The sequence below is a fragment of the Streptomyces sp. A2-16 genome (genome assembly GCF_018128905.1).
Lineage (GTDB): Bacteria > Actinomycetota > Actinomycetes > Streptomycetales > Streptomycetaceae > Streptomyces.
In genome coordinates, this window is the sequence record NZ_CP063808.1 from 9,441,487 (window position 1) to 9,463,054 (window position 21,568).

A 21,568-nucleotide genomic window follows, 5' to 3' on the forward strand; every position below is an offset into this window, starting at 1 on the left:
CTGAGGTTGCGTTCCCTGATGTCGAGTCACCACACCGCACCCGCGCGGGAACCAGCGCGGCTACCGTCGTACTCCTACGGGTTCTCGTACGACGTCGAGGGGGCGTGAGCGGCATGAGTCTCGGAGACGACCAGGAGGGCTACGGCGGCGCGGGCCAGACCCGCACCCGCTACCCCGACCGCCCCGCCGACGTCTACGGCGGCGCCCGCCGCTCCCCCCGCTCCTCCTCCAGAAGCCTGGTCACGGTGGTCGGCGTCATCGTCCTCCTGATCGCAGCAATCGCCTTCGCGAACCGGGGGGGCGACGATTCCTCGTCTTCGGCGGAGGGGGCGGGGGGGCAGCCGAAAGCGTCCTCCACGGCGGCCAGCGGGGACCAGCCCGTAGCGACACAGTCGGCCGGGATCCCGTCAGGTTTCGCCCACACCACGCAGGGTGCTCAGAGCGCTGCCGCCAACTACGCGACGGTGCTGGTTTCCGCCGACATCCTCAAGCCGACCCGACGAGCCGAGATCGTCCAGCAGGTCTTCGTCAGCGACAAGCAGGCCGCTCTGACCGACAAGTTCAACCAGGCCTACTCCGCGGCGTTCCTCAACAAACTCGGCCTCGACCAGAACGGCAACGCGGCCGCGGGCCACACCTACGTGTCACGCACCGTCCCGATCGGAACCAAGGTCACGAGCTCGTCGGAGACCACGGCGGCCGTCGAGGTCTGGTGCACCGGCCTGTACGGCACCGCCGGCGCCGACTCGACCGATCCGGTGACCAGCGACTGGTTCACCATGACCCTCCGGCTGCGCTGGACCGCCGGCGACTGGAAGGTCGACAGCTTCTCCCAGAAGGACGGACCCGCGCCGGTTCCCGGCGACGACAAGGCGTCCAGCGCCGACGACATGGCCAAAGCCGTCGAGGAATACGGAGGGTTCACGTATGCCCGGTAGCCCGCGCCGCGTCCTCAAGGTCGCCGCCGCCCTGACCACCGTGCAGTCCGCAGTGCTGCTGCTGGCCACCCGGGCCGCCGCCGCACCCACACCGTCTCCGACGCCATCCCCGACAGCGTCCAACGACAACTGCGACCTCATCGTCGGCCCCGCCAAGGAGTACTGCGAGAGCGGCTCCGGGTCCGGAGGCACCACCACCCCGGGTCTCACCTCCACCCTCGACCCCATGTCCTCCCTCGCCAACAGCTGCGCCAAAGCCGCCGCCTGGACCATCGGCAAGCTCAGCGAGGCCGTGAAGGACACTGCGAACGTCGACTTCACCAACCAGAAGTTCCTCCAGCAGTACGCCGTCGTCTTCGCCGCGTCGACCATCCTCACCCTCCTCCTGTGGCTGCTGGCAGTCGCCAAGCGCGCGGTCCGAGGCGTCCCCCTCACCACCGCCATCAGTGAAGCGATCGGGTTCCTCTGGCTGACCGTCCTCGCGTCCGCCTTCACCCCCCTCATCCTCTACACCGTCGTCTCCGCCACGGACGGCGTCTCAGAGGTCCTCGCGAAAGCCACCGGCGACCAGACCGACACCTTCTTCGGCACCTTCTCCGGCGCCCTGGAGAAGGGCAACGACATCGGCGGCGGCCCCATCATGCTGATCGTCGTCTCCCTGGTCAGCATCCTCGCCGCCGGAGTCCTCTGGCTGGAGCTCGTCATCCGCGCCGCCCTCCTCTACGTCGGCGCCCTCCTCGGCACCGTCGTCTACGCCGGCCTCGTCGACAAGAACCTCTGGGGCCACGTCCGCCGCTGGGCCGGCATCATGATCGCGGTCATCCTGGTCAAACCGGTGATCGTCATCGTCCTCGGCCTCGCGGGCGCGCTCTCCTCCGACGACGGCCCCGACGCCTTCTCCGCCGTCGTCTCCGGCCTCGCGATCATCCTGCTCGCCATCTTCGCCAGCGCGATGATCTACCGCTTCGTCCCCGGCTTCGGCGACGAGATCGCCGGCTCCCGCAACAACCGCATCATGCAGAACGCCGAGGGCAAGGCCGCCGCGGTCATCAGCTCCCCGGCCACCCTGGTCGCCCAGGGCATCAAGACCCACAGCTCCCGGGCCGACAACAACGGTCAGGCCTCCGGAGGCTCGGGCGCCCGCCCGAGCAACCCGGCGTCCGGCGGAGTCGCCGCCCACAGCTCGCGCACCCCGAACGGAGGCGGCGGATCTGTCCCCTCCGCCGCTCCCGCCCCCCGCGCGGGCAACCCGGTGAACACCCCGCACGCCAGCAACACCCGCAATGGCAGTAGCAACAGCACAGGAGGTGACGGGCGTTGACGACCGAGTCCCACGTGTCGCATACGGTCACGCCCCGCCGTACATATCTGATCGGCCGCGCCCGGCCGAACGCGATCGTCGGCCGCAACCGCGAGTCGGGCGAGATCACGCTCATCATCGCGGGCGCGTTCCTCGGCATGATGTGCGGGCTCCTCGTCCCGGTGCTCTCCCTGCGCATCGTCCTGCTGATGGGCTTCCCGCTGCTCGCGCTGGCCGCGGTCTACGTGCCGTACAAGCGCCGCACCTTCTACAAGTGGTTCGAGATCAACCGCAGTTACAAGCGCACCCTGCGCCAGGGCACCACCTACCGCTCCTCCGTGATGGAGGCCGGCACCCACGTCGACGGCCGCGAGGTCGAGGTCGGCCCGCCCCCCGGCATCGGCCGGATCAACTGGCTCGCCGCCCCGTTCGGGCCCGACGAGATCGCCGTACTGCTCCACGCGGACCGCCGTACCGTCACCGCCGCCATCGAGATCGAGGGCCCCGGCGTCGGCCTGCGCGACTCCGAGGACCAGGAAGCCCTCGTCGACCGCTTCGGCACGCTCCTCAAGCACGTGGCCAACGGCGACGGCTTCGTCACCCGCCTCCAGATGCTCGCCCGCACCCTCCCCGCCGACCCGGACGCCCACGCCAAGGACGTCGCCGTGCGCGGGGACGACAAGGCACTGCCCTGGCTGCAGACCTCGTACGACCAGCTCCAGTCGATGGTGTCCACCAGCAGCGAGCAGCACCGGGCGTACCTCGTCGCCTGTATGCACTACACCCGTGAACTGGCCTCCGAGGCCCACGCGATGGCGCGCGCCGCCAGCCCCCGGTCCGGCCGCAGGCTGGACAAGGACGCCGGTCTCGCGGTCGTCATGGCCCGCGAGCTGACCGACATCTGCTCGCGCCTCCAGGAGGCCGACATCCGGGTGCGCCAGCCCCTCGGGCAGGGCCGGCTGGCCTCGCTGATCCACTCCATGTACGACCCGGACCACCCCATCGACCACATCCAGGCGATGACCAAGCGCAACGCCTGGCCGGCCGAACTCGACGCCATGGAACCGACGTTCCTGCAGGCGAAGACGAGGGAGTCCTCCACCCGCGCGCCCTGGTGCCACGCCACCGCCTGGGTCAAGGAGTGGCCGATGACCCCCGTCGGCGTGAACTTCCTGGCGCCGCTGCTCGTCCACACCCCGGACGTCATCCGCACGGTCGCCGTCACGATGGACCTCGAACCCACCGAGATCGCCATCGAGCGCATGCTGACCGAGAAGACCAACGACGAGGCGGAGGCGTCCCGCGCGGCCAAGATGAACCGCACGATCGACCCCCGTGACGTGGCCGCCCACTCCCGCCTGGACCAGCGCGGCGAGGATCTCGCGAGCGGCGCGGCCGGGGTCAACCTGGTCGGCTACATCACCGTCTCCTCCCGCTCCCCCGAGGCCCTGGCCCGCGACAAGCGGACCATCCGGGCCTCGGCCGGAAAGTCGTATCTGAAACTGGAGTGGTGCGACCGCGAGCACCATCGCGCCTTCGTGAACACGCTTCCGTTCGCCACCGGCATCCGAAAGTAGGGGACCAAGCATGCGGGATCCGCTGTCCGTCCTCACCGACGCCTTCACGTCCTTCCTCTTCGGAAAGGTCGAGACGACCCGCCTGCCGGTCCGCACCTCCACCGGCCAGGCGCAGGCGGTCTACCTCCCGACCGCCGCGCCGGGCCTCGGCGACTCGGGCGTGATCATCGGCCGCGAGGTGTACTCCGGCAAGGGCTACATCTACGACCCCTTCCAGCTCTACGGCCAGCAGCTCCCCGCCCCGCACTGGCTGGTCCTCGGCGAGTCCGGCAACGGCAAGTCGGCGCTGGAGAAGACCTACGTCCTGCGCCAGTTGCGCTTCCGCGACCGCCAGGTCGTCGTCCTGGACGCCCAGGGCGAGGACGGCGCCGGCGAGTGGAACCTCATCGCGCAGGAGCTGGGGATAACTCCCATCCGGCTCGACCCGATGGCGGCCCTGGACCAGGGCATCCGCCTCAACCCCCTGGACCCGGCGATCACCACCACGGGCCAGCTCGCCCTGCTGCGCACCATCATCGAGGTCGCGATGGGCCACGGCCTCGACGAGCGCTCCGGCTTCGCCCTCAAGGTCGCGCACGCCTACGTCAACGAGACGATCGTCGAACGCCAGCCGATCCTCACGGACATCGTGGAGCAGCTACGGCACCCCGAGCCCGAGTCCGCCGAGGCGATGAACGTCGACATAGAGGACGTACGGGCATGGGGCCTGGACGTGGCCCTCGTGCTGGACCGCCTGGTCGACGGTGACCTGCGAGGCATGTTCGACGGCCCGACCACGGTCGGCATCGATCTGGACGCGCCGCTGATCGTCTTCGATTTGTCCCACATCGACCGCAACTCCATCGCCATGCCCATCCTCATGGCGATCGTCGGTGTTTGGCTGGAACACACCTGGATCCGCCCCGACCGCAAGAAGCGCATCTTCCTGGTCGAGGAAGCCTGGCACATCATCAACAGCCCGTTCGTGGCCCAGCTCTTCCAGCGCCTGCTGAAGTTCGGCCGCCGGCTCGGTCTGTCCTTCGTGGCGGTGGTCCACCACCTGTCCGACGTGGTGGACGGAGCGGCGGCCAAGGAAGCGGCCGCGATCCTGAAGATGGCCTCGACGAGGACGATCTACGCACAGAAGGCCGACGAGGCACGCGCCACGGGCCGGGTCCTCGGCCTGCCCCGCTGGGCCGTGGAGATCATCCCCTCCCTCACTCCCGGTATCGCCGTGTGGGACGTCAACGGCAATGTCCAGGTGGTCAAACACCTGGTCACCGAGACCGAACGCCCCCTGGTCTTCACCGACCGCGCGATGACGGAGTCCTCCGCGGACCGCGACCTGGCCGACGACGCCCTGCGCGCCGCCGAACTGGAGGCGGAGGAGCGGGCGGCGGCCTTCGTGGAACAGCACATGGGCGACTCCGAGTCGACGGTGGCGTAGGAGGCGGGCAGTGGTGAGACCGGACGACCGCCGGCAGGACGCTCGGGGAGCCCAAGGAGGCGTCCCGGACGGCCTGCTGGTCGGCATACTCGCCTTCCTCCTCGGCATGACCCTGCTGGTCTGGACGGCCACGGGCCTCGCGGGCCTGTTCGCCCACGGCGACTGGCCCCGGGGCGTCACCTTCTCCCGCACCCCCCTGGCCATGCGCCACCTCATCGGCCACCCCCAGGACATCCCCGGCGCCTGGCCCGACACCCCGGCCGACCAACTCTCCGGCTACGGCCTGGTCTGGGGCCTGTTCATCGGCCAGCTCCTGATCCTGGTCGTCCTCACGATCTTCGTGATGGGGACTCTGGCCCGCTGGAGAGCCGTACGCGCGAGGACGAGAGCGGAGAAACTGGCGGCCCGGGAAAGGCGCAGGGCCCCGGAACCGGTCCAGGAGATGCCGGTCCAGGAGATGCCGGTGCACGAGGTGCCGGCGGCCCAGGAGGCTCCGGCCCACGAGGTACCGACCCACGAGGTGCCGATCCCGAGACCGACACCCGAGCCGCAGCCGGCCACGGCCCCCCTCTCCGGCGCCGCCGCGCTGCCCGCTTCTCCGCCCAAGGGCGAACGGGTGGGCGCATGGGAGACATCGCGTGCCGAAGGTCCGATCCTCTACGCCCCGCCGGCAACCCGCCACACCAGCGCCACCCAGGCCATCAGAGACGCGGACGGCCCCGCCCTCGTGGTCACCTCGAACCCCGCTCTCTGGCAGGACACCAAGGACGCCCGAGCCAAACTCGGCCCCGTCCACGTCTACGACCCCGCCCACCTCTGCGACACCCCGGCCCGCCTCCACTGGTCCCCCACCACGGGCTGCGAGACCAAGGAAACGGCCAAAGCGAGAGCCGCGGCCCTCCTCGCCCCCGTCCGCCCCACCGCCAGGATCGACCAGGCCGTCGCCGACGTAGCCGAAACGCTCCTGCGCAGCTACCTCCACGCGGCGGCCATAGAGACCCGCACCATCCGCCACGTCCACCGCTGGTGCCAGGGCACCCAGGTACAGGACGCCGTCAGGACCCTCCGCACCCACCCGAAGGCGGCCCCCGGCGCCGCGGGCGAACTCGAGGCCGCTCTCACCGCGCACCCGGAACGCCGGGACATCGCCCAGGAGTTGACCACCAGAGCGCTCTCCGCACTCTTCACGGTCAACATCCGCGAGGCATGCACTCCCAACCGAAATGATGCCCTCGCCTTGGATTCCTTCGTCGACGAAGGGGGCACGCTTTATGTGGTGGGTGAATCCATCGAGGACCCCAGGACCAACCCGGGCGCGATGCCCCTGCTGACGGCCCTCACCTCAAGCGTGGTCGAGCGTGGCCGGCGCATGGCCGAACGGTCATCCTCCGGTCGCCTCGACCCACCACTGACGCTCGTCCTGGACGACGTCGCAGCCGTGGCTCCGCTTCCCCTGCTCCCGGAGCTGCTGGCCACCGGAGCGGACCGGGGGCTACCGACCCTGGCCCTGCTCCGGTCCCGGGAACAGGCCCGCACCCGCTGGCCGGACGCGGACCTCCCGGCGTAGAGCCCGGAGGCCGGCCCCCCCAAGGGCCGTAGTTCAGCGGCCGGAGTGCAGGGCGCAGCGCTCAGAAGTCGTACACCACCCAGTCGACGACCGGCACATATCCGAGCCGCCAATAGAGGGCGTTGCTGATCGGGTTGGCCGCGTCCGTGAACAGCACCACATCCGTGGCACCCGCGGCCAGCGCGGCCCGGCTCACCTCGACCGTCACGGCACCCGCGTACCCACGACCGCGCAGGTGGGCCGGTGTGTACACGGGATCCACCTGAACCAGGCCGGCGACCATCGGGTTGGCGCCCGCCATGGAGACGGGCGTGCCGTCCGGCGTCTCCCAGAACATGTAGCGCTTGTCGGAGAAGCGGGTGCCGGCCCAGGAGCCGGCGTCGACGGTGACGGCCTCCCCCACATCGGCGGCGAACCCGCGGCACAGGCTGATCAGTTGCTCCTGATCCCGCTCACCCACGGCCCGGCCACGCCCCGCCGGGTACGGCTCCGGCGGCACGAGCGTCCCGAGCCGGTGCAGACACAGCCGTACCCGCACGTTCGACGTCGCCCCGGTGTGCCGCTGCCATGCCTCGGCGAAGACGGCGGCGGTCGCGTCGTCCGCGCTGACGGAGGGCACGGAATGCCCCAGCGCGACCAGACGGGCGGCGAGGGCGTCGGCCTGCTCGGCGGTGAGCGGGGTCAGCCCCAGGCCGCGGTGGGGCGACAGACGGTGGAAGGCGGCCTGGACCTCACCCGCCCGCTCCAGCAGACCGAACACGGCACCCTCGGCGTCGTACGCGGCCGCCCCACGGGCGCGAAGTCTCGCGGTCCAGGTCAGCTGCATGATGTGCGGGACGGGGCGCGAGCGCAGGAACTCCCCGGCCCGGGCGAGGAACTCGTCGATGTCTTCGGTCAGGTGCCAGTCGTCCGGACGCATGCTTCATGATCCCTCACGGACCGCACCCGTCAGTCGCGTTCCAGCGCGAACTCCAGCTCCGACTCCCCGTCGGCCGCCGCCAGCGGCACCAGCACCCCCGTGGGCTCGAACCCCACCTTGCGGTAGAAACGCTGCGCCCGCCCGTTGTCCTCGTGCACGATGAGCCGCACCCGCTCCGCCCCGTGCGCCCATGCCCACTCCACGGCGGCGTCGAACAGCACATCGGTGAGCCCGCTGCCGCGCTCCTCGGGCCGCACGAACACCCCGACGAGATGCCCCTGCTTCCGCTCGACCGCAAACCCGGCCCAGTCGGTGGTCCCGGGCTCCTCCAGCAGCACCGTCACCGTCGCGACCCACCGGCCGTCCGGCGCCTCGGCGATGATCGTCTGGGCCCCGTCCGCCCCCTCGGCACCGCCGGCCGTCCGCTCCCGCCAGTAGGAGTCGGGCCGCGCGACGGCCTCCGCATAGGTCTCCAGGAACGCGAGCGGCGCGACCGGGTCCTGAAGAGCCGCGAGCCGCAACTCCTTCGCGGCGGGCCACTCGTCGGCGCGGACGGAACGGATCACGTAGCTCATGCGGGCCACAGTAGTACCCGGGTACTACCCGCCTCACCTGGAATACTGCCCGCGGTCCGACGCCCGCCGACCCGGCCCGCACGAGCATCGAAGCATGATTACGGCACAGGACCTCACGAAGCGGTACGGCGACAGGACCGCCGTGGCCGACCTCTCCTTCACCGTGCGACCGGGCACCGTCACCGGCTTCCTCGGCCCGAACGGCGCCGGCAAGTCCACCACCATGCGCCTGATCCTCGGCCTGGACGCCCCGACCCACGGCCGCGCCGCCGTCGGCGGCCGCGCCTACGTCACCCACCCCGCACCCCTCACCGAGGTCGGCGCCCTCCTGGAGGCCCGCTCGGTCCACCCCGGCCGCACCGCCTACCACCACCTGCGCGTCCTCGCCCACACCCACGGCATCCCCCGAACCCGCGTCGACCAGGTCCTGGACCTCACGGGCCTGACCGAGGTCGCCCACCGCAGGGTCCGGGGCTTCTCCCTCGGCATGGGCCAACGCCTCGGCCTCGCGGCCGCGTTGCTCGGCGACCCCGCCGTCCTCGTCCTCGACGAACCGGTCAACGGCCTCGACCCCGAGGGCGTCCTGTGGATCCGCAACCTCCTCAAGTCTCTCGCGGCAGAGGGCCGTACGGTCCTCGTCTCCTCCCATCTGATGAGCGAGACGGCCCTCACCGCCGACCACCTGGTCATCATCGGCCGCGGCCGCCTCCTGGCCGACACCACGGTCGACGACTTCGTACGACGGTCCGGCGCGGGCACCGTCAAGGTCGTCACCCCGGACGCCGACACCCTCGTGCACCGACTGGCCGCGCCCGGGGTGGACATCGCCCGGACCGGCCCCGAAACGCTGGAGGTCCGCGGCACCGACGCCTGCCACATCGGCCGCACCGCGGCAGCCCACGCCATCCCCGTCTACGAACTCACGCCAAGCCAGGTCTCGTTGGAGCAGGCGTTCATGGAACTCACCCACGACTCCGTCGAGTTCGCCACGCCCCTGGAAGGAGCGATCGCATGACCACCGCGACGACGCCCTACCGGGTCACCCCGGCCCGAGTCCTGCACTCGGAGTGGCACAAGCTCTGGACCCTGCGCTCCACCTGGATCACCCTCGTCGCCACCAGCGTCCTCACCCTCGCCATGGGCGCGGGCGTCAGCGCGGCCTACGACGCCGGCGACGGCGCCCACATGGACACGGTCGTCCTCGTCCTCCTGGGCACCCAGTTCGCCACGGTCAACCTGGGCGTACTGGGCATCCTCTCCACCGCCGGCGAGTACTCGACCGGCCAGATCCGCGCCACCATGACAGCGGTGCCGACCCGTCTGCCCGTCCTGTGGTCGAAGGCCGCGGTCCTCGGCACGATCACCTTCGTCCTCAGTCTGTGGACGAACCTCCTCACCTTCCCGCTGGCCCAGTCCTTCCTCGACGGCACCGAGCACGAGGCCGCCCTCGGCGACCCGGGCGTCCTGCGCGCCCTCACCGGCAACGCGGCCGGCCTCGCCCTGCTCACCGTCCTGGCCCTGGGCCTCGGCGCACTGGCCCGCTCGGTCCCGATCGCGACGGGCGTGTTCATCGGCCTGGTCATGATCCTGCCCGAGGTGCTGGCCATGCTGCCGTACGACATCGTCGACGACGCCGTCCGCCACTTCCCGAACCGCGCCCTGGAGACCCTCACCGCCGCGGACTCGGCCTCCTCGGGCACCGCCCTGCTGGCCATGTCCCTGTGGACGACGGCCTCCCTGGCGGCAGCCGCCTTGACCCTGAAGCGACGGGACGTCTGACGGATGACGGTTCGAGCCCCCACCATGGACCCCGTGACGGAAGAGCGGACGCCCCGGGTGGCGGAGGAACGGGTGACGGAGCCCCTCACCGAGTACGTCCAGCGCGTCACCAGGCGGGTGCGCGCCTTCGACCGGCGCCACCCCCTCCTGTGGGACCTGCACCTGACCGGCTTCTGGGTGACGGCGGCCCTCATCGACTACCTCGGCGACGGCTGGCGCAACATCGCCCGCAACACCGACCTCCCCGGCGGCCTCGTCCTCGCATTGAGCCTGGGCCTGTCCGTCCCGCTCCTGTGGCGCCGCAGCCACCCCCGCACGGTGCTCCTCGCCCTCGTCCCGTTCACCCTGGCCAACGCCTGGAGCGGAGCCGTGCTCCAGGCGGCCCTGCTCCAGATGCTGGTGGTCTTCCACATCGCTCTGCGCCGCCCCCACCGCTCCCTGTGGTGGGCGGTGGCGGTCGTCCTCACCCCGGTCGTCGTGACCGCCGTACGCCATCCCCAAGGCAGCCCGGACCAGGACGTCTTCCCGGCCCTGCTGTTCTTCGTCTCGGCAGCGGCGATCGGCATCACGGTTCGCACGCGCCGCAACCACACCGAGGCCCTGGAGGACCGCGCCCACCGTCTCGAGATCGAGCGCGACCAGCAGGCCCGCCTCTCCGCCGCCGCCGAACGCGCCCGCATAGCCCGCGAGATGCACGACATCATCGGCCACAACCTCTCCGTCATCACGGGCCTGGCCGACGGCGGCCGGTACGCCGCCCGCAAGTCCCCCGACCGCGCGGCGGATGCGCTGAACGCCATCTCCACGACCAGCCGCCAAGCCCTCACCGAGCTCCGTCGCCTCCTGGACGTCCTCCGCGAGGAGGAAGAGCAGGAGGCCGCCCTGTCCCCGCAGCCCGCACTCGCCGACCTCGACCACCTCATCGAGGGCGTACGCGGCGCGGGCCTCCCCGTCCGCACCACGGTCCACGGCACCCCGACCCTCCCCCCGGGCCGCCAGCTCACCGTCTACCGAGTCGTCCAGGAAGCCCTCACCAACACCCTCAAGCACGCGGGCCCCGACGCCACTTCGACCATCGAGATGTCCTACGGCGATGGCGGCGCCGTCACGGTCACGGTGACCGACACCGGCCGCGGCGGCGAGCCGAGCGGGACCGACGGCCGCGGCCTGCCCGGCATGCGCGAACGGACGTCCCTGTACGGCGGCACTCTCGAGGCCGGCCCCCGACCGCATCCCGAACGAGGCTGGCGCGTCAGCCTCCACCTCCCGGAGGAAACCCCGCAGTGACCACCGTCCTGATCGCCGACGACCAGCCCCTCCAGCGCTTCGGCTTCCGCATGCTGCTGGAGAGCCAGGACGACCTGACGATCCTCGGCGAGGCCTCGAACGGCACCGAGGCGGTCCGTATGACGGCCGAGCTGCATCCCGACGTGGTGCTGATGGACGTCCGCATGCCCGGCCTTGACGGCATCGAGGCCACCCGCCGCATCGTCGCCACCGGCGACCGCACCCGCGTCCTCATCCTCACGACCTTCGACCTCGACGAGTACGCCTACGCCGGCCTCCGCGCCGGAGCCTCCGGCTTCCTGGTCAAGGACACCCAGCCGGAGGACCTCCTGTCCGGCATCCGCGCGGTGGCGACCGGCGACGCGGTGGTCGCCCCGAGCCTGACCCGCCGCCTCCTGGACGCCTACGCACACCATCTGCCGACGGACACGACAGTCACTTCCCCCGGCCTCGACCCACGTCTGGCCTGCCTCACGGACCGCGAACGCGAGATCCTCACCGTCATCGGCAGCGGCTGGACGAACACGGAAATAGCCGCCCGCCTGCACCTGGCCGAATCGACCGTGAAGACACATGTGGGCCGCATCCTCGCGAAGACGGGCTCCCGGGACCGAATCCAGGCGGTGATCCTGGCGTACGACACGAGATTGGTTGAGCCGTCCTGACTTAATCTGTCATGAAACGCAGAAAACCCCCGTGCCGAATGGCACGGGGGTTTTCCCAAAAATTGTTCGGCGGTGTCCTACTCTCCCACAGGGTCCCCCCTGCAGTACCATCGGCGCTGAAAGGCTTAGCTTCCGGGTTCGGAATGTAACCGGGCGTTTCCCTCACGCTATGACCACCGAAACACTATGAAGTTAGACCGGAAACACAACACGGTCGTTGCCTCAGAACTAACACAGTGGACGCGAGCAAATATGGACAAGCCCTCGGCCTATTAGTACCGGTCACCTCCACCCATTACTGGGCTTCCAGATCCGGCCTATCAACCCAGTCGTCTACTGGGAGCCTTAACCCCTCAAAGGGGGTGGGAATACTCATCTCGAAGCAGGCTTCCCGCTTAGATGCTTTCAGCGGTTATCCCTCCCGAACGTAGCCAACCAGCCATGCCCTTGGCAGAACAACTGGCACACCAGAGGTTCGTCCGTCCCGGTCCTCTCGTACTAGGGACAGCCCTTCTCAATATTCCTACGCGCGCAGCGGATAGGGACCGAACTGTCTCACGACGTTCTAAACCCAGCTCGCGTACCGCTTTAATGGGCGAACAGCCCAACCCTTGGGACCGACTCCAGCCCCAGGATGCGACGAGCCGACATCGAGGTGCCAAACCATCCCGTCGATATGGACTCTTGGGGAAGATCAGCCTGTTATCCCCGGGGTACCTTTTATCCGTTGAGCGACGGCGCTTCCACAAGCCACCGCCGGATCACTAGTCCCGACTTTCGTCCCTGCTCGACCCGTCGGTCTCACAGTCAAGCTCCCTTGTGCACTTACACTCAACACCTGATTACCAACCAGGCTGAGGGAACCTTTGGGCGCCTCCGTTACTCTTTAGGAGGCAACCGCCCCAGTTAAACTACCCATCAGACACTGTCCCTGATCCGGATCACGGACCCAGGTTAGACATCCAGCACGACCAGACTGGTATTTCAACGACGACTCCACCTGAACTGGCGTCCAAGCTTCACAGTCTCCCAGCTATCCTACACAAGCCGAACCGAACACCAATATCAAACTGTAGTAAAGGTCCCGGGGTCTTTCCGTCCTGCTGCGCGAAACGAGCATCTTTACTCGTAGTGCAATTTCACCGGGCCTATGGTTGAGACAGTCGAGAAGTCGTTACGCCATTCGTGCAGGTCGGAACTTACCCGACAAGGAATTTCGCTACCTTAGGATGGTTATAGTTACCACCGCCGTTTACTGGCGCTTAAGTTCTCAGCTTCGCCACACCGAAATGTGACTAACCGGTCCCCTTAACGTTCCAGCACCGGGCAGGCGTCAGTCCGTATACATCGCCTTACGGCTTCGCACGGACCTGTGTTTTTAGTAAACAGTCGCTTCTCGCTGGTCTCTGCGGCCACCCCCAGCTCATGAAGTAAATTCAATCACCGGTGATGGCCCCCCTTCTCCCGAAGTTACGGGGGCATTTTGCCGAGTTCCTTAACCATAGTTCACCCGAACGCCTCGGTATTCTCTACCTGACCACCTGAGTCGGTTTAGGGTACGGGCCGCCATGAAACTCGCTAGAGGCTTTTCTCGACAGCATAGGATCATCCACTTCACCACAATCGGCTCGGCATCAGGTCTCAGCCACAAGTGCGACGGATTTGCCTATCGCACGGCCTACACCCTTACCCCGGGACAACCACCGCCCGGGCTGGACTACCTTCCTGCGTCACCCCATCACTCACCTACTGCAAGTCTGGTTCGTCGGCTCCACCACTCCCCTTTGCCCGAAGGCTCCGGGGCGGCTTCACGGACTTAGCATCGCCTGGTTCGATGTTTGACGCTTCACAGCGGGTACCGGAATATCAACCGGTTATCCATCGACTACGCCTGTCGGCCTCGCCTTAGGTCCCGACTTACCCTGGGCAGATCAGCTTGACCCAGGAACCCTTAGTCAATCGGCGCACACGTTTCCCACGTGTGTATCGCTACTCATGCCTGCATTCTCACTCGTGAACCGTCCACCACTAGCTTCCGCTGCAGCTTCACCCGGCACACGACGCTCCCCTACCCATCACAGCCGCCGTTGGGCGTATTGCTGCAATGACACGACTTCGGCGGTACGCTTGAGCCCCGCTACATTGTCGGCGCGGAATCACTAGACCAGTGAGCTATTACGCACTCTTTCAAGGGTGGCTGCTTCTAAGCCAACCTCCTGGTTGTCTCTGCGACTCCACATCCTTTCCCACTTAGCGTACGCTTAGGGGCCTTAGTCGATGCTCTGGGCTGTTTCCCTCTCGACCATGGAGCTTATCCCCCACAGTCTCACTGCCGCGCTCTCACTTACCGGCATTCGGAGTTTGGCTAAGGTCAGTAACCCGGTAGGGCCCATCGCCTATCCAGTGCTCTACCTCCGGCAAGAAACACACGACGCTGCACCTAAATGCATTTCGGGGAGAACCAGCTATCACGGAGTTTGATTGGCCTTTCACCCCTAACCACAGGTCATCCCCCAGGTTTTCAACCCTGGTGGGTTCGGTCCTCCACGAAGTCTTACCTCCGCTTCAACCTGCCCATGGCTAGATCACTCCGCTTCGGGTCTTGAGCGTGCTACTCAAACGCCCTATTAGGACTCGCTTTCGCTACGGCTACCCCACCCGGGTTAACCTCGCAACACACCGCAAACTCGCAGGCTCATTCTTCAAAAGGCACGCAGTCACGAGAATGAAAGCAAGCTTTCATTCCGACGCTCCCACGGCTTGTAGGCACACGGTTTCAGGTACTATTTCACTCCGCTCCCGCGGTACTTTTCACCATTCCCTCACGGTACTATCCGCTATCGGTCACCAGGGAATATTTAGGCTTAGCGGGTGGTCCCGCCAGATTCACACGGGATTTCTCGGGCCCCGTGCTACTTGGGTGTCTCTCAAACGAGCCGCTGATGTTTCGACTACGGGGGTCTTACCCTCTACGCCGGACCTTTCGCATGTCCTTCGCCTACATCAACGGTTTCTGACTCGTCTCACAGCCGGCAGACTGTGAAAGAGAGATCCCACAACCCCGCATGCGCAACCCCTGCCGGGTCTCACACGCATACGGTTTGGCCTCATCCGGTTTCGCTCGCCACTACTCCCGGAATCACGGTTGTTTTCTCTTCCTGCGGGTACTGAGATGTTTCACTTCCCCGCGTTCCCTCCACATACCCTATGTGTTCAGGTATGGGTGACAGCCCATGACGACTGCCGGGTTTCCCCATTCGGAAACCCCCGGATCAAAGCCTGGTTGACGACTCCCCGGGGACTATCGTGGCCTCCCACGTCCTTCATCGGTTCCTGGTGCCAAGGCATCCACCGTGCGCCCTTAAAAACTTGGCCACAGATGCTCGCGTCCACTGTGCAGTTCTCAAACAACGACCAGCCACCCATCACCCCGGAGCAACACTCCGAGTTCACTGGGGCCGGCATCGAGGGGGTTCATTCCCTCAGACACCCAACAGCGTGCCCGACCAGATCCCGTCCGGAGATCATGCTTTCCACGCTCTTGCGAGCAGTACTTGCAGCCTCCGACCCGTGAAACCGGCCGAATAATCAACGTTCCACCCATGAGCAACCACCGCAGAACGTTTGCCTGCGTAATGGCCCTGGACCACCAAGCACGCTTGGCGGCCTAGATGCTCCTTAGAAAGGAGGTGATCCAGCCGCACCTTCCGGTACGGCTACCTTGTTACGACTTCGTCCCAATCGCCAGTCCCACCTTCGACAGCTCCCTCCCACAAGGGGTTGGGCCACCGGCTTCGGGTGTTACCGACTTTCGTGACGTGACGGGCGGTGTGTACAAGGCCCGGGAACGTATTCACCGCAGCAATGCTGATCTGCGATTACTAGCAACTCCGACTTCATGGGGTCGAGTTGCAGACCCCAATCCGAACTGAGACAGGCTTTTTGAGATTCGCTCCACCTCACGGTATCGCAGCTCATTGTACCTGCCATTGTAGCACGTGTGCAGCCCAAGACATAAGGGGCATGATGACTTGACGTCGTCCCCACCTTCCTCCGAGTTGACCCCGGCGGTCTCCTGTGAGTCCCCATCACCCCGAAGGGCATGCTGGCAACACAGAACAAGGGTTGCGCTCGTTGCGGGACTTAACCCAACATCTCACGACACGAGCTGACGACAGCCATGCACCACCTGTACACCGACCACAAGGGGGGCACTATCTCTAATGCTTTCCGGTGTATGTCAAGCCTTGGTAAGGTTCTTCGCGTTGCGTCGAATTAAGCCACATGCTCCGCTGCTTGTGCGGGCCCCCGTCAATTCCTTTGAGTTTTAGCCTTGCGGCCGTACTCCCCAGGCGGGGAACTTAATGCGTTAGCTGCGGCACCGACGACGTGGAATGTCGCCAACACCTAGTTCCCACCGTTTACGGCGTGGACTACCAGGGTATCTAATCCTGTTCGCTCCCCACGCTTTCGCTCCTCAGCGTCAGTAATGGCCCAGAGATCCGCCTTCGCCACCGGTGTTCCTCCTGATATCTGCGCATTTCACCGCTACACCAGGAATTCCGATCTCCCCTACCACACTCTAGCTAGCCCGTATCGAATGCAGACCCGGGGTTAAGCCCCGGGCTTTCACACCCGACGTGACAAGCCGCCTACGAGCTCTTTACGCCCAATAATTCCGGACAACGCTTGCGCCCTACGTATTACCGCGGCTGCTGGCACGTAGTTAGCCGGCGCTTCTTCTGCAGGTACCGTCACTTTCGCTTCTTCCCTGCTGAAAGAGGTTTACAACCCGAAGGCCGTCATCCCTCACGCGGCGTCGCTGCATCAGGCTTTCGCCCATTGTGCAATATTCCCCACTGCTGCCTCCCGTAGGAGTCTGGGCCGTGTCTCAGTCCCAGTGTGGCCGGTCGCCCTCTCAGGCCGGCTACCCGTCGTCGCCTTGGTGAGCCATTACCTCACCAACAAGCTGATAGGCCGCGGGCTCATCCTTCACCGCCGGAGCTTTCAACCACCACAGATGCCTGCGGTAGTGGTATCCGGTATTAGACCCCGTTTCCAGGGCTTGTCCCAGAGTGAAGGGCAGATTGCCCACGTGTTACTCACCCGTTCGCCACTAATCCCCACCGAAGTGGTTCATCGTTCGACTTGCATGTGTTAAGCACGCCGCCAGCGTTCGTCCTGAGCCAGGATCAAACTCTCCGTGAATGTTTACCCGTAATCGGGTGCACACACACGAGAGCGGAACAACCACCGGAATAAGGCGGTCGTTCACAGCGTCCTCGCTGTGTTTTCTTCAAAGGAACCTCGCCCTCTCGAAACCGAGAGAGACGGGGTATCAACATATCTGGCGTTGATTTTTGGCACGCTGTTGAGTTCTCAAGGAACGGACGCTTCCTTTGTACTCACCCTCTCGGGCTTTCCTCCGGGCTTTTCCCTTCGGTCTTGCGTTTCCGACTCTATCAGACCGTTTCCGGTTCCGATTTCCTCGGTGCTTTCCAGATTCCCGCTCTCGCGTTTCCCTTTCCGGCGGTTCCGACTCTATCAGATCCTTTCGGGCCTGATTCCCAGTCAGAGGGGCTTGCCTTCCCGGCTGTTGGGCCGTTCCGACGTCTCAAACCTTAGCGGACTCTCGCTGCGGTCCCAAATCGAGGGCTCGCATCCAAATCGAATTGAATTCGGGCACGCCGAATTCATCCCGGCTGGGAGATCGTTTTGATGGTTTGAGTGGCCGCTCTCGCGGCGGAGGCGCTACCGCAGAACCGTTACGGCCCGGTGGCAACCCGAAGAACTTTACGGATCCAGCAGGGGGCTGTCAAGCACCCTCTGTCAAGATCTTTTCAGTCGAGGTCGCTGAGTCGCCCGCCGGCATCCGGCTGTGCGTGCTCCACCCTACGCAGGAGCCGGGTGAGGACGTCGCCGAGGGTGTTGCGCTCGTCCGCGGACAGGTCCTGGAGCAGGTCCTCCTCGAAGACCGTGGCGAGGCGCATCGCCTCCAGCCACTTCTCTCGGCCTTCGGCGGTCAGCTCCACGATCACCCGGACACGGTTGGACTCGTCCCGCTCCCGGGTCACCAGTCCCTCGACGAGCATGCGGTCGATCCGGTGGGTCATCGCGGCCGGCGTGAGACCGAGGCGCTTGGCGAGGTCGCTGGGGCCCATCCGATAGGGGGCGCCGGACAGCACGAGCGCCTTGAGGACCTCCCACTCGGCGTTGCTGATGCCGAGGGCGGCGGTCTGACGGCCGTAGGCGACGTTCATGCGGCGGTTCAGCCGGGACAGCGCCGTGACGATCTGCTCGACCTGGGGGTCGAGGTCCTGGAACTCGCGCTGGTAGGCGGCGATCTGCTCTTCGAGCGTCGGCTCGGGCATGCCAGGGGTCTCGGCCATGGCCGCAGTATGGCACGCACCTGCTTTGCCTTGAAGTCCTTCGGTATGTACTCTTTAGCTTCGAACTTTAGCTTTGAAGTCTTCACATCTAACTAGTGAGAGAGGTGAACGTGACCAGGGCGATGGGCGCAGCGATGCGCCGGATCCACGTGGGCAACGCACTCAGCGCGTTCGGGCTCGGTTTCACCGTCCCCTACCTGTACGTCTACGTGGCGCAGGTGCGGGGTCTCGGTGCCATGACGGCTGGGTCGGTCCTCGCCGTCTTCGCCGTGGCGGCGCTGATCGTGCTGCCGTTCGCCGGGCGGGCCATCGTCCGGCGGGGACCGCTGCCGGTGCTGCTCATCGCTCTGCTCACGGCCGCGCTCGGAGCGCTGAGCCTCGGACTGTCCAGCCATGCGTCGACCGTGCTGCTGTCGGCGGCCGCGCTCGGGGCGGGCCAGGCCGTCATGCAGCCGGCGCTGGCCACGATGATCGTGGACTGCTCCCCCTCGGAGACGCGGTCCCGGGCCTTCGCGACGCAGTTCTTCCTGCAGAACCTCGGGCTCGGCGTCGGTGGTCTCATCGGCGGGCATCTCGTGGACACGTCGAGCGCGGCGTCCTTCACCGTGCTGTTCGCGATCGAGGCGGCGATGTTCCTGCTGCTGGTGGTGGTGATGGCGACCCTGCGGCTGCCGCACTCGCCGCGTATCGAAGGCGCGCCGACGCGGTCCGCCAAGGGCGGCTGGAAGCAGCTGCTCGGCAACCGGGCCATGGTGCAGCTGAGCGTGCTGGGCTTCGTGCTGTTCTTCGCCTGCTACGGACAGTTCGAGTCCGGCCTGAGCGCGTACGGCGTCGAGGCCGCCGGCATCTCCACCTCCGCGCTGGGCACGGCCCTGGCCGCCAACACCGCAATGATCGTGGTCGCGCAGTTCGCCGTGCTGAGGTTCGTCGAGCGGCGGAGGCGGTCCCGGGTGATCGCCCTGGTCGGGCTCATCTGGGCGGTGGCCTGGGTCGTCGCGGGCTATGCCGGGCTCGGACACGGCAGTCGGGAGATGGCCACGGCCGCGTTCGTGTCGACGTACGCCCTGTTCGGACTGGGTGAGGCAATGCTGTCGCCGACGGTGGCCCCGCTGGTCGCCGACCTGGCGCCGGAGGGGATGGCGGGCCAGTACAACTCGGCCTTCGCCCTGGTGAAGCAGCTCGCCCTGGCCGTCGGTCCGGCAGTGGGCGGCCCGATGGGAGCCTCCCTGCACGCGCCGTACATCGTGACGTTCCTGCTGTTCTCGCTGGGCATCACGTACCTCGCGCTGCGCCTGGGCAAGCAGCTGACGCCGGTGCAGAACCAGCCGTCCCTGCGGAAGAGCCGAGTGGTGGCACAGGGCGGAGCAGCGGCGAAGTCTCTGGCCGCCTAGCTGCAGCCCACCCGGGGGCGCGGGGAGCTGCGCGACCAGCGACCGGCAACCCGCGCCCGGGATCGGTCAGGACCCCTGCGGCGCTACCCCTTCGGCAGCACGAACTCGCACCAGACCGCCTTGCCACCCCCCGGCGTCCTCCGCGACCCCCAGTTCGACGCGATGGTCGCCACGATGGCGATCCCGCGACCGGACTCGTCCCCCGGCTCCGCCCTGCGGCGCCGGGGGAGGTGGTCGTCCCCGTCCGTCACCTCGACGATGAGCCGCCGGTCGGTGCGGCGCAGGCGCAAGCGCATGGGCGGGGTGCCGTGCTGGAGGGAGTTGGCGACCAGCTCGCTCACCGCCAGTACGCCCAGGTCGTGCAGCTCGACCGGGAACCGCCAGCTGGTCAGCACGCCGGAGGCGAACGCACGCGCGCGTGGAGCCGCCTCGACGCCGCCCAGCAGTTCCAGCGCGGCGTTGCGGAAGAGTTCGCCCTCGGGTCCCGTGTGGGCCGGGTGCTGGAGGACCATGACGGCCACGTCGTCGTCGTGTTCCGCGGTGACGCCGGCGGAGCGGACCAGGCGGTCGCAGATCACCTGGGGGGTGCCGGTGGCGCCGGCCAGGGCGCGCTCCAGGGCCGCGATGCCCTCGTCCAGGTCTTCGTTGCGGCGCTCGACCAGGCCGTCCGTGTAGAGGACGGCCGTGGAACCCGGGCCGAGCGGGATGGAGCCCGAGGTGTGCATCCAGCCGCCGGTGCCGAGCGGCGGGCCGGTGGGTTCGTCGGCGCGCAGGACCACACCGCTCTCGTCGCGGACCAGGATGGGCAGGTGACCGGCCGAGGCGTAGACGAGCTTGCCCTCGTTCGGGTCGTGGATGGCGTAGACGCAGGTGGCGATCTGGTTGGCGTCGATCTCCGTGGCGAGGCCGTCCAGGAGCTGGAGCACCTCGTGCGGGGGCAGGTCGAGGCGGGCGTACGCCCTGACCGCCGTGCGGAGCTGGCCCATGACCGCCGCCGCGCGGACCCCGCGGCCCATGACGTCGCCGATGACCAGGGCTGTGCGGCCGCCGCCGAGGGTGATGACGTCGTACCAGTCGCCGCCGACCGCCGCCTCCGTGCCGCCGGGGTGGTAGGTGGCGGCGATGCGCAGGTCGTCGGGTTCCTCGAGCTCCTGGGGGAGCAGGGAGCGCTGGAGGGTGACCGCGGTCTCGCGCTGGCGGCGCTCGCTGGCTCTGAGGCGTTCGGCGGCCTCGGCATGGTCGGTGACGTCGGTCGCGAAGACGAGGACACCGCCGCCGCCCCCGCCGCCGTGTCCCTGCGTCACCGGGGTGCAGGTGAAGGTGTAGGAGCGGCCGTCGGGGGCCTTGCGGGACTTGACCGTGCGGGGCTTGCCGCTGCGCAGGACCTGGTCGAGCAGGGGGAGCAGGCCGATCTCCTCGAGTTCGGGGAGGGCTTCGCGGGCCGGTTCGCCCGTGGTGCGCAGGCCGAAGGCGACCACATAGGCGTCGTTGACGTAGGCGAGGCGGTGGTCGGGGCCGTGGACGAGGGCGACGAGGGCGGGGACACGGTCGAGGACCTCGCGTACGGGGAGTTCGTCGACGGCGGGGACCGGCACGGTCAGTTGTTCGGCGCGGGCCGCGGGGACGGCGCCCTCGCTCAGGCGGTCCTCGGTGACCAGTTCGTCGGTCCGCGCTGCGGCGCGGCGCTGCGTTCCGGGGAGGCGGGCGCTCCAGCGCGTGAAGTTCACGAATCCTTGCCTCGTGTCGTCGTCTTCG

The 21,568-nt window shown here is 67.3% G+C and carries 14 protein-coding genes and 3 rRNA genes; 10 read left to right on the top strand and 7 right to left on the bottom strand.

Annotated features, from left to right (window positions below):
- The first annotated feature begins 113 nt into the window (after nt 1-113).
- Genes IOD14_RS42405 through IOD14_RS42425 form a run of 5 tightly spaced genes read left to right on the top strand, consistent with a single transcriptional unit; the run spans nt 114 to nt 6,808 of the window.
- Nucleotides 114-938, top strand: coding sequence for a hypothetical protein (locus IOD14_RS42405; protein WP_212673024.1), 825 nt, complete (start codon nt 114-116; stop codon nt 936-938).
- On the top strand, nt 928-2,259 hold the full coding sequence (locus IOD14_RS42410; protein ID WP_212673025.1) for a hypothetical protein: 1,332 nt from the start codon (nt 928-930) through the stop codon (nt 2,257-2,259). The genes IOD14_RS42405 and IOD14_RS42410 overlap by 11 nt, the downstream gene beginning before the upstream one ends.
- Nucleotides 2,256-3,815 (top strand): SCO6880 family protein, encoded by a 1,560-nt coding sequence (locus tag IOD14_RS42415; protein WP_123990196.1) that lies wholly within the window; start codon nt 2,256-2,258, stop codon nt 3,813-3,815. The genes IOD14_RS42410 and IOD14_RS42415 overlap by 4 nt, the downstream gene beginning before the upstream one ends.
- A gap of 10 nt (nt 3,816-3,825) precedes the next feature.
- Complete coding sequence (locus tag IOD14_RS42420) at nt 3,826-5,241, top strand: ATP-binding protein (protein WP_123990197.1); 1,416 nt, start codon at nt 3,826-3,828, stop codon at nt 5,239-5,241.
- Nucleotides 5,242-5,254: 13 nt separating this feature from the next.
- Nucleotides 5,255-6,808: a type VI secretion protein gene (locus tag IOD14_RS42425; protein ID WP_212673026.1), complete on the top strand. Its 1,554-nt coding sequence runs from the start codon at nt 5,255-5,257 to the stop codon at nt 6,806-6,808.
- Between the two features lie 61 nt (nt 6,809-6,869).
- Here the strand turns inward: IOD14_RS42425 and IOD14_RS42430 are convergent, their stop codons facing one another.
- Together IOD14_RS42430 and IOD14_RS42435 are read right to left on the bottom strand one after the other, a co-directional pair.
- Complete coding sequence (locus IOD14_RS42430; protein ID WP_212673027.1) at nt 6,870-7,727, bottom strand: GNAT family N-acetyltransferase; 858 nt, start codon at nt 7,725-7,727, stop codon at nt 6,870-6,872.
- Between the two features lie 29 nt (nt 7,728-7,756).
- Nucleotides 7,757-8,302, bottom strand: a complete 546-nt coding sequence (locus IOD14_RS42435; RefSeq protein WP_123990200.1) for a GNAT family N-acetyltransferase — start codon at nt 8,300-8,302, stop codon at nt 7,757-7,759.
- Between the two features lie 94 nt (nt 8,303-8,396).
- Here IOD14_RS42435 and IOD14_RS42440 point away from each other — a divergent pair, with 94 nt between their 5' ends.
- From IOD14_RS42440 to IOD14_RS42455, 4 genes are read left to right on the top strand one after another with little or no spacing between them, the layout of a single operon-like run.
- Complete coding sequence (locus IOD14_RS42440; protein ID WP_212673028.1) at nt 8,397-9,317, top strand: ABC transporter ATP-binding protein; 921 nt, start codon at nt 8,397-8,399, stop codon at nt 9,315-9,317.
- Complete coding sequence (locus IOD14_RS42445; RefSeq protein ID WP_212673029.1) at nt 9,314-10,081, top strand: ABC transporter permease; 768 nt, start codon at nt 9,314-9,316, stop codon at nt 10,079-10,081. Before IOD14_RS42440 ends, IOD14_RS42445 begins: the two co-directional genes overlap by 4 nt.
- Before the next feature lie 24 nt (nt 10,082-10,105).
- Nucleotides 10,106-11,368 (top strand): histidine kinase, encoded by a 1,263-nt coding sequence (locus IOD14_RS42450; RefSeq protein WP_212673515.1) that lies wholly within the window; start codon nt 10,106-10,108, stop codon nt 11,366-11,368.
- Entirely contained in the window at nt 11,365-12,033 is a 669-nt protein-coding gene (locus tag IOD14_RS42455) for a response regulator transcription factor (protein WP_212673030.1), read from the top strand. The genes IOD14_RS42450 and IOD14_RS42455 overlap by 4 nt, the downstream gene beginning before the upstream one ends.
- Nucleotides 12,034-12,097: 64 nt before the next feature.
- Here the strand turns inward: IOD14_RS42455 and rrf are convergent.
- The 4 genes from rrf to IOD14_RS42475 form a co-directional block, all read right to left on the bottom strand.
- Nucleotides 12,098-12,214: ribosomal RNA gene (rrf, locus tag IOD14_RS42460) — 5S ribosomal RNA — on the bottom strand.
- A gap of 71 nt (nt 12,215-12,285) precedes the next feature.
- Nucleotides 12,286-15,408, bottom strand: a 23S ribosomal RNA gene (locus tag IOD14_RS42465).
- 307 nt (nt 15,409-15,715) lie between these two features.
- Nucleotides 15,716-17,241 (bottom strand): 16S ribosomal RNA (locus IOD14_RS42470).
- The 16S, 23S and 5S rRNA genes sit together here, the layout of an rRNA operon.
- 632 nt (nt 17,242-17,873) lie before the next feature.
- Nucleotides 17,874-18,422: a MarR family transcriptional regulator gene (locus IOD14_RS42475; RefSeq protein WP_123990204.1), complete on the bottom strand. Its 549-nt coding sequence runs from the start codon at nt 18,420-18,422 to the stop codon at nt 17,874-17,876.
- A gap of 122 nt (nt 18,423-18,544) precedes the next feature.
- Here IOD14_RS42475 and IOD14_RS42480 point away from each other — a divergent pair, with 122 nt between their 5' ends.
- Nucleotides 18,545-19,813 carry an MFS transporter gene (locus tag IOD14_RS42480; RefSeq protein WP_123992729.1) on the top strand — a complete coding sequence of 423 codons (1,269 nt, stop codon included), beginning with the start codon at nt 18,545-18,547 and terminating at the stop codon, nt 19,811-19,813.
- An 83-nt stretch (nt 19,814-19,896) separates the two neighbouring features.
- On the opposite strand, the gene IOD14_RS42485 is transcribed toward IOD14_RS42480, so the two are convergent.
- Entirely contained in the window at nt 19,897-21,540 is a 1,644-nt protein-coding gene (locus IOD14_RS42485) for a SpoIIE family protein phosphatase (RefSeq protein WP_212673031.1), read from the bottom strand.
- Nucleotides 21,541-21,568: the final 28 nt, after the last annotated feature.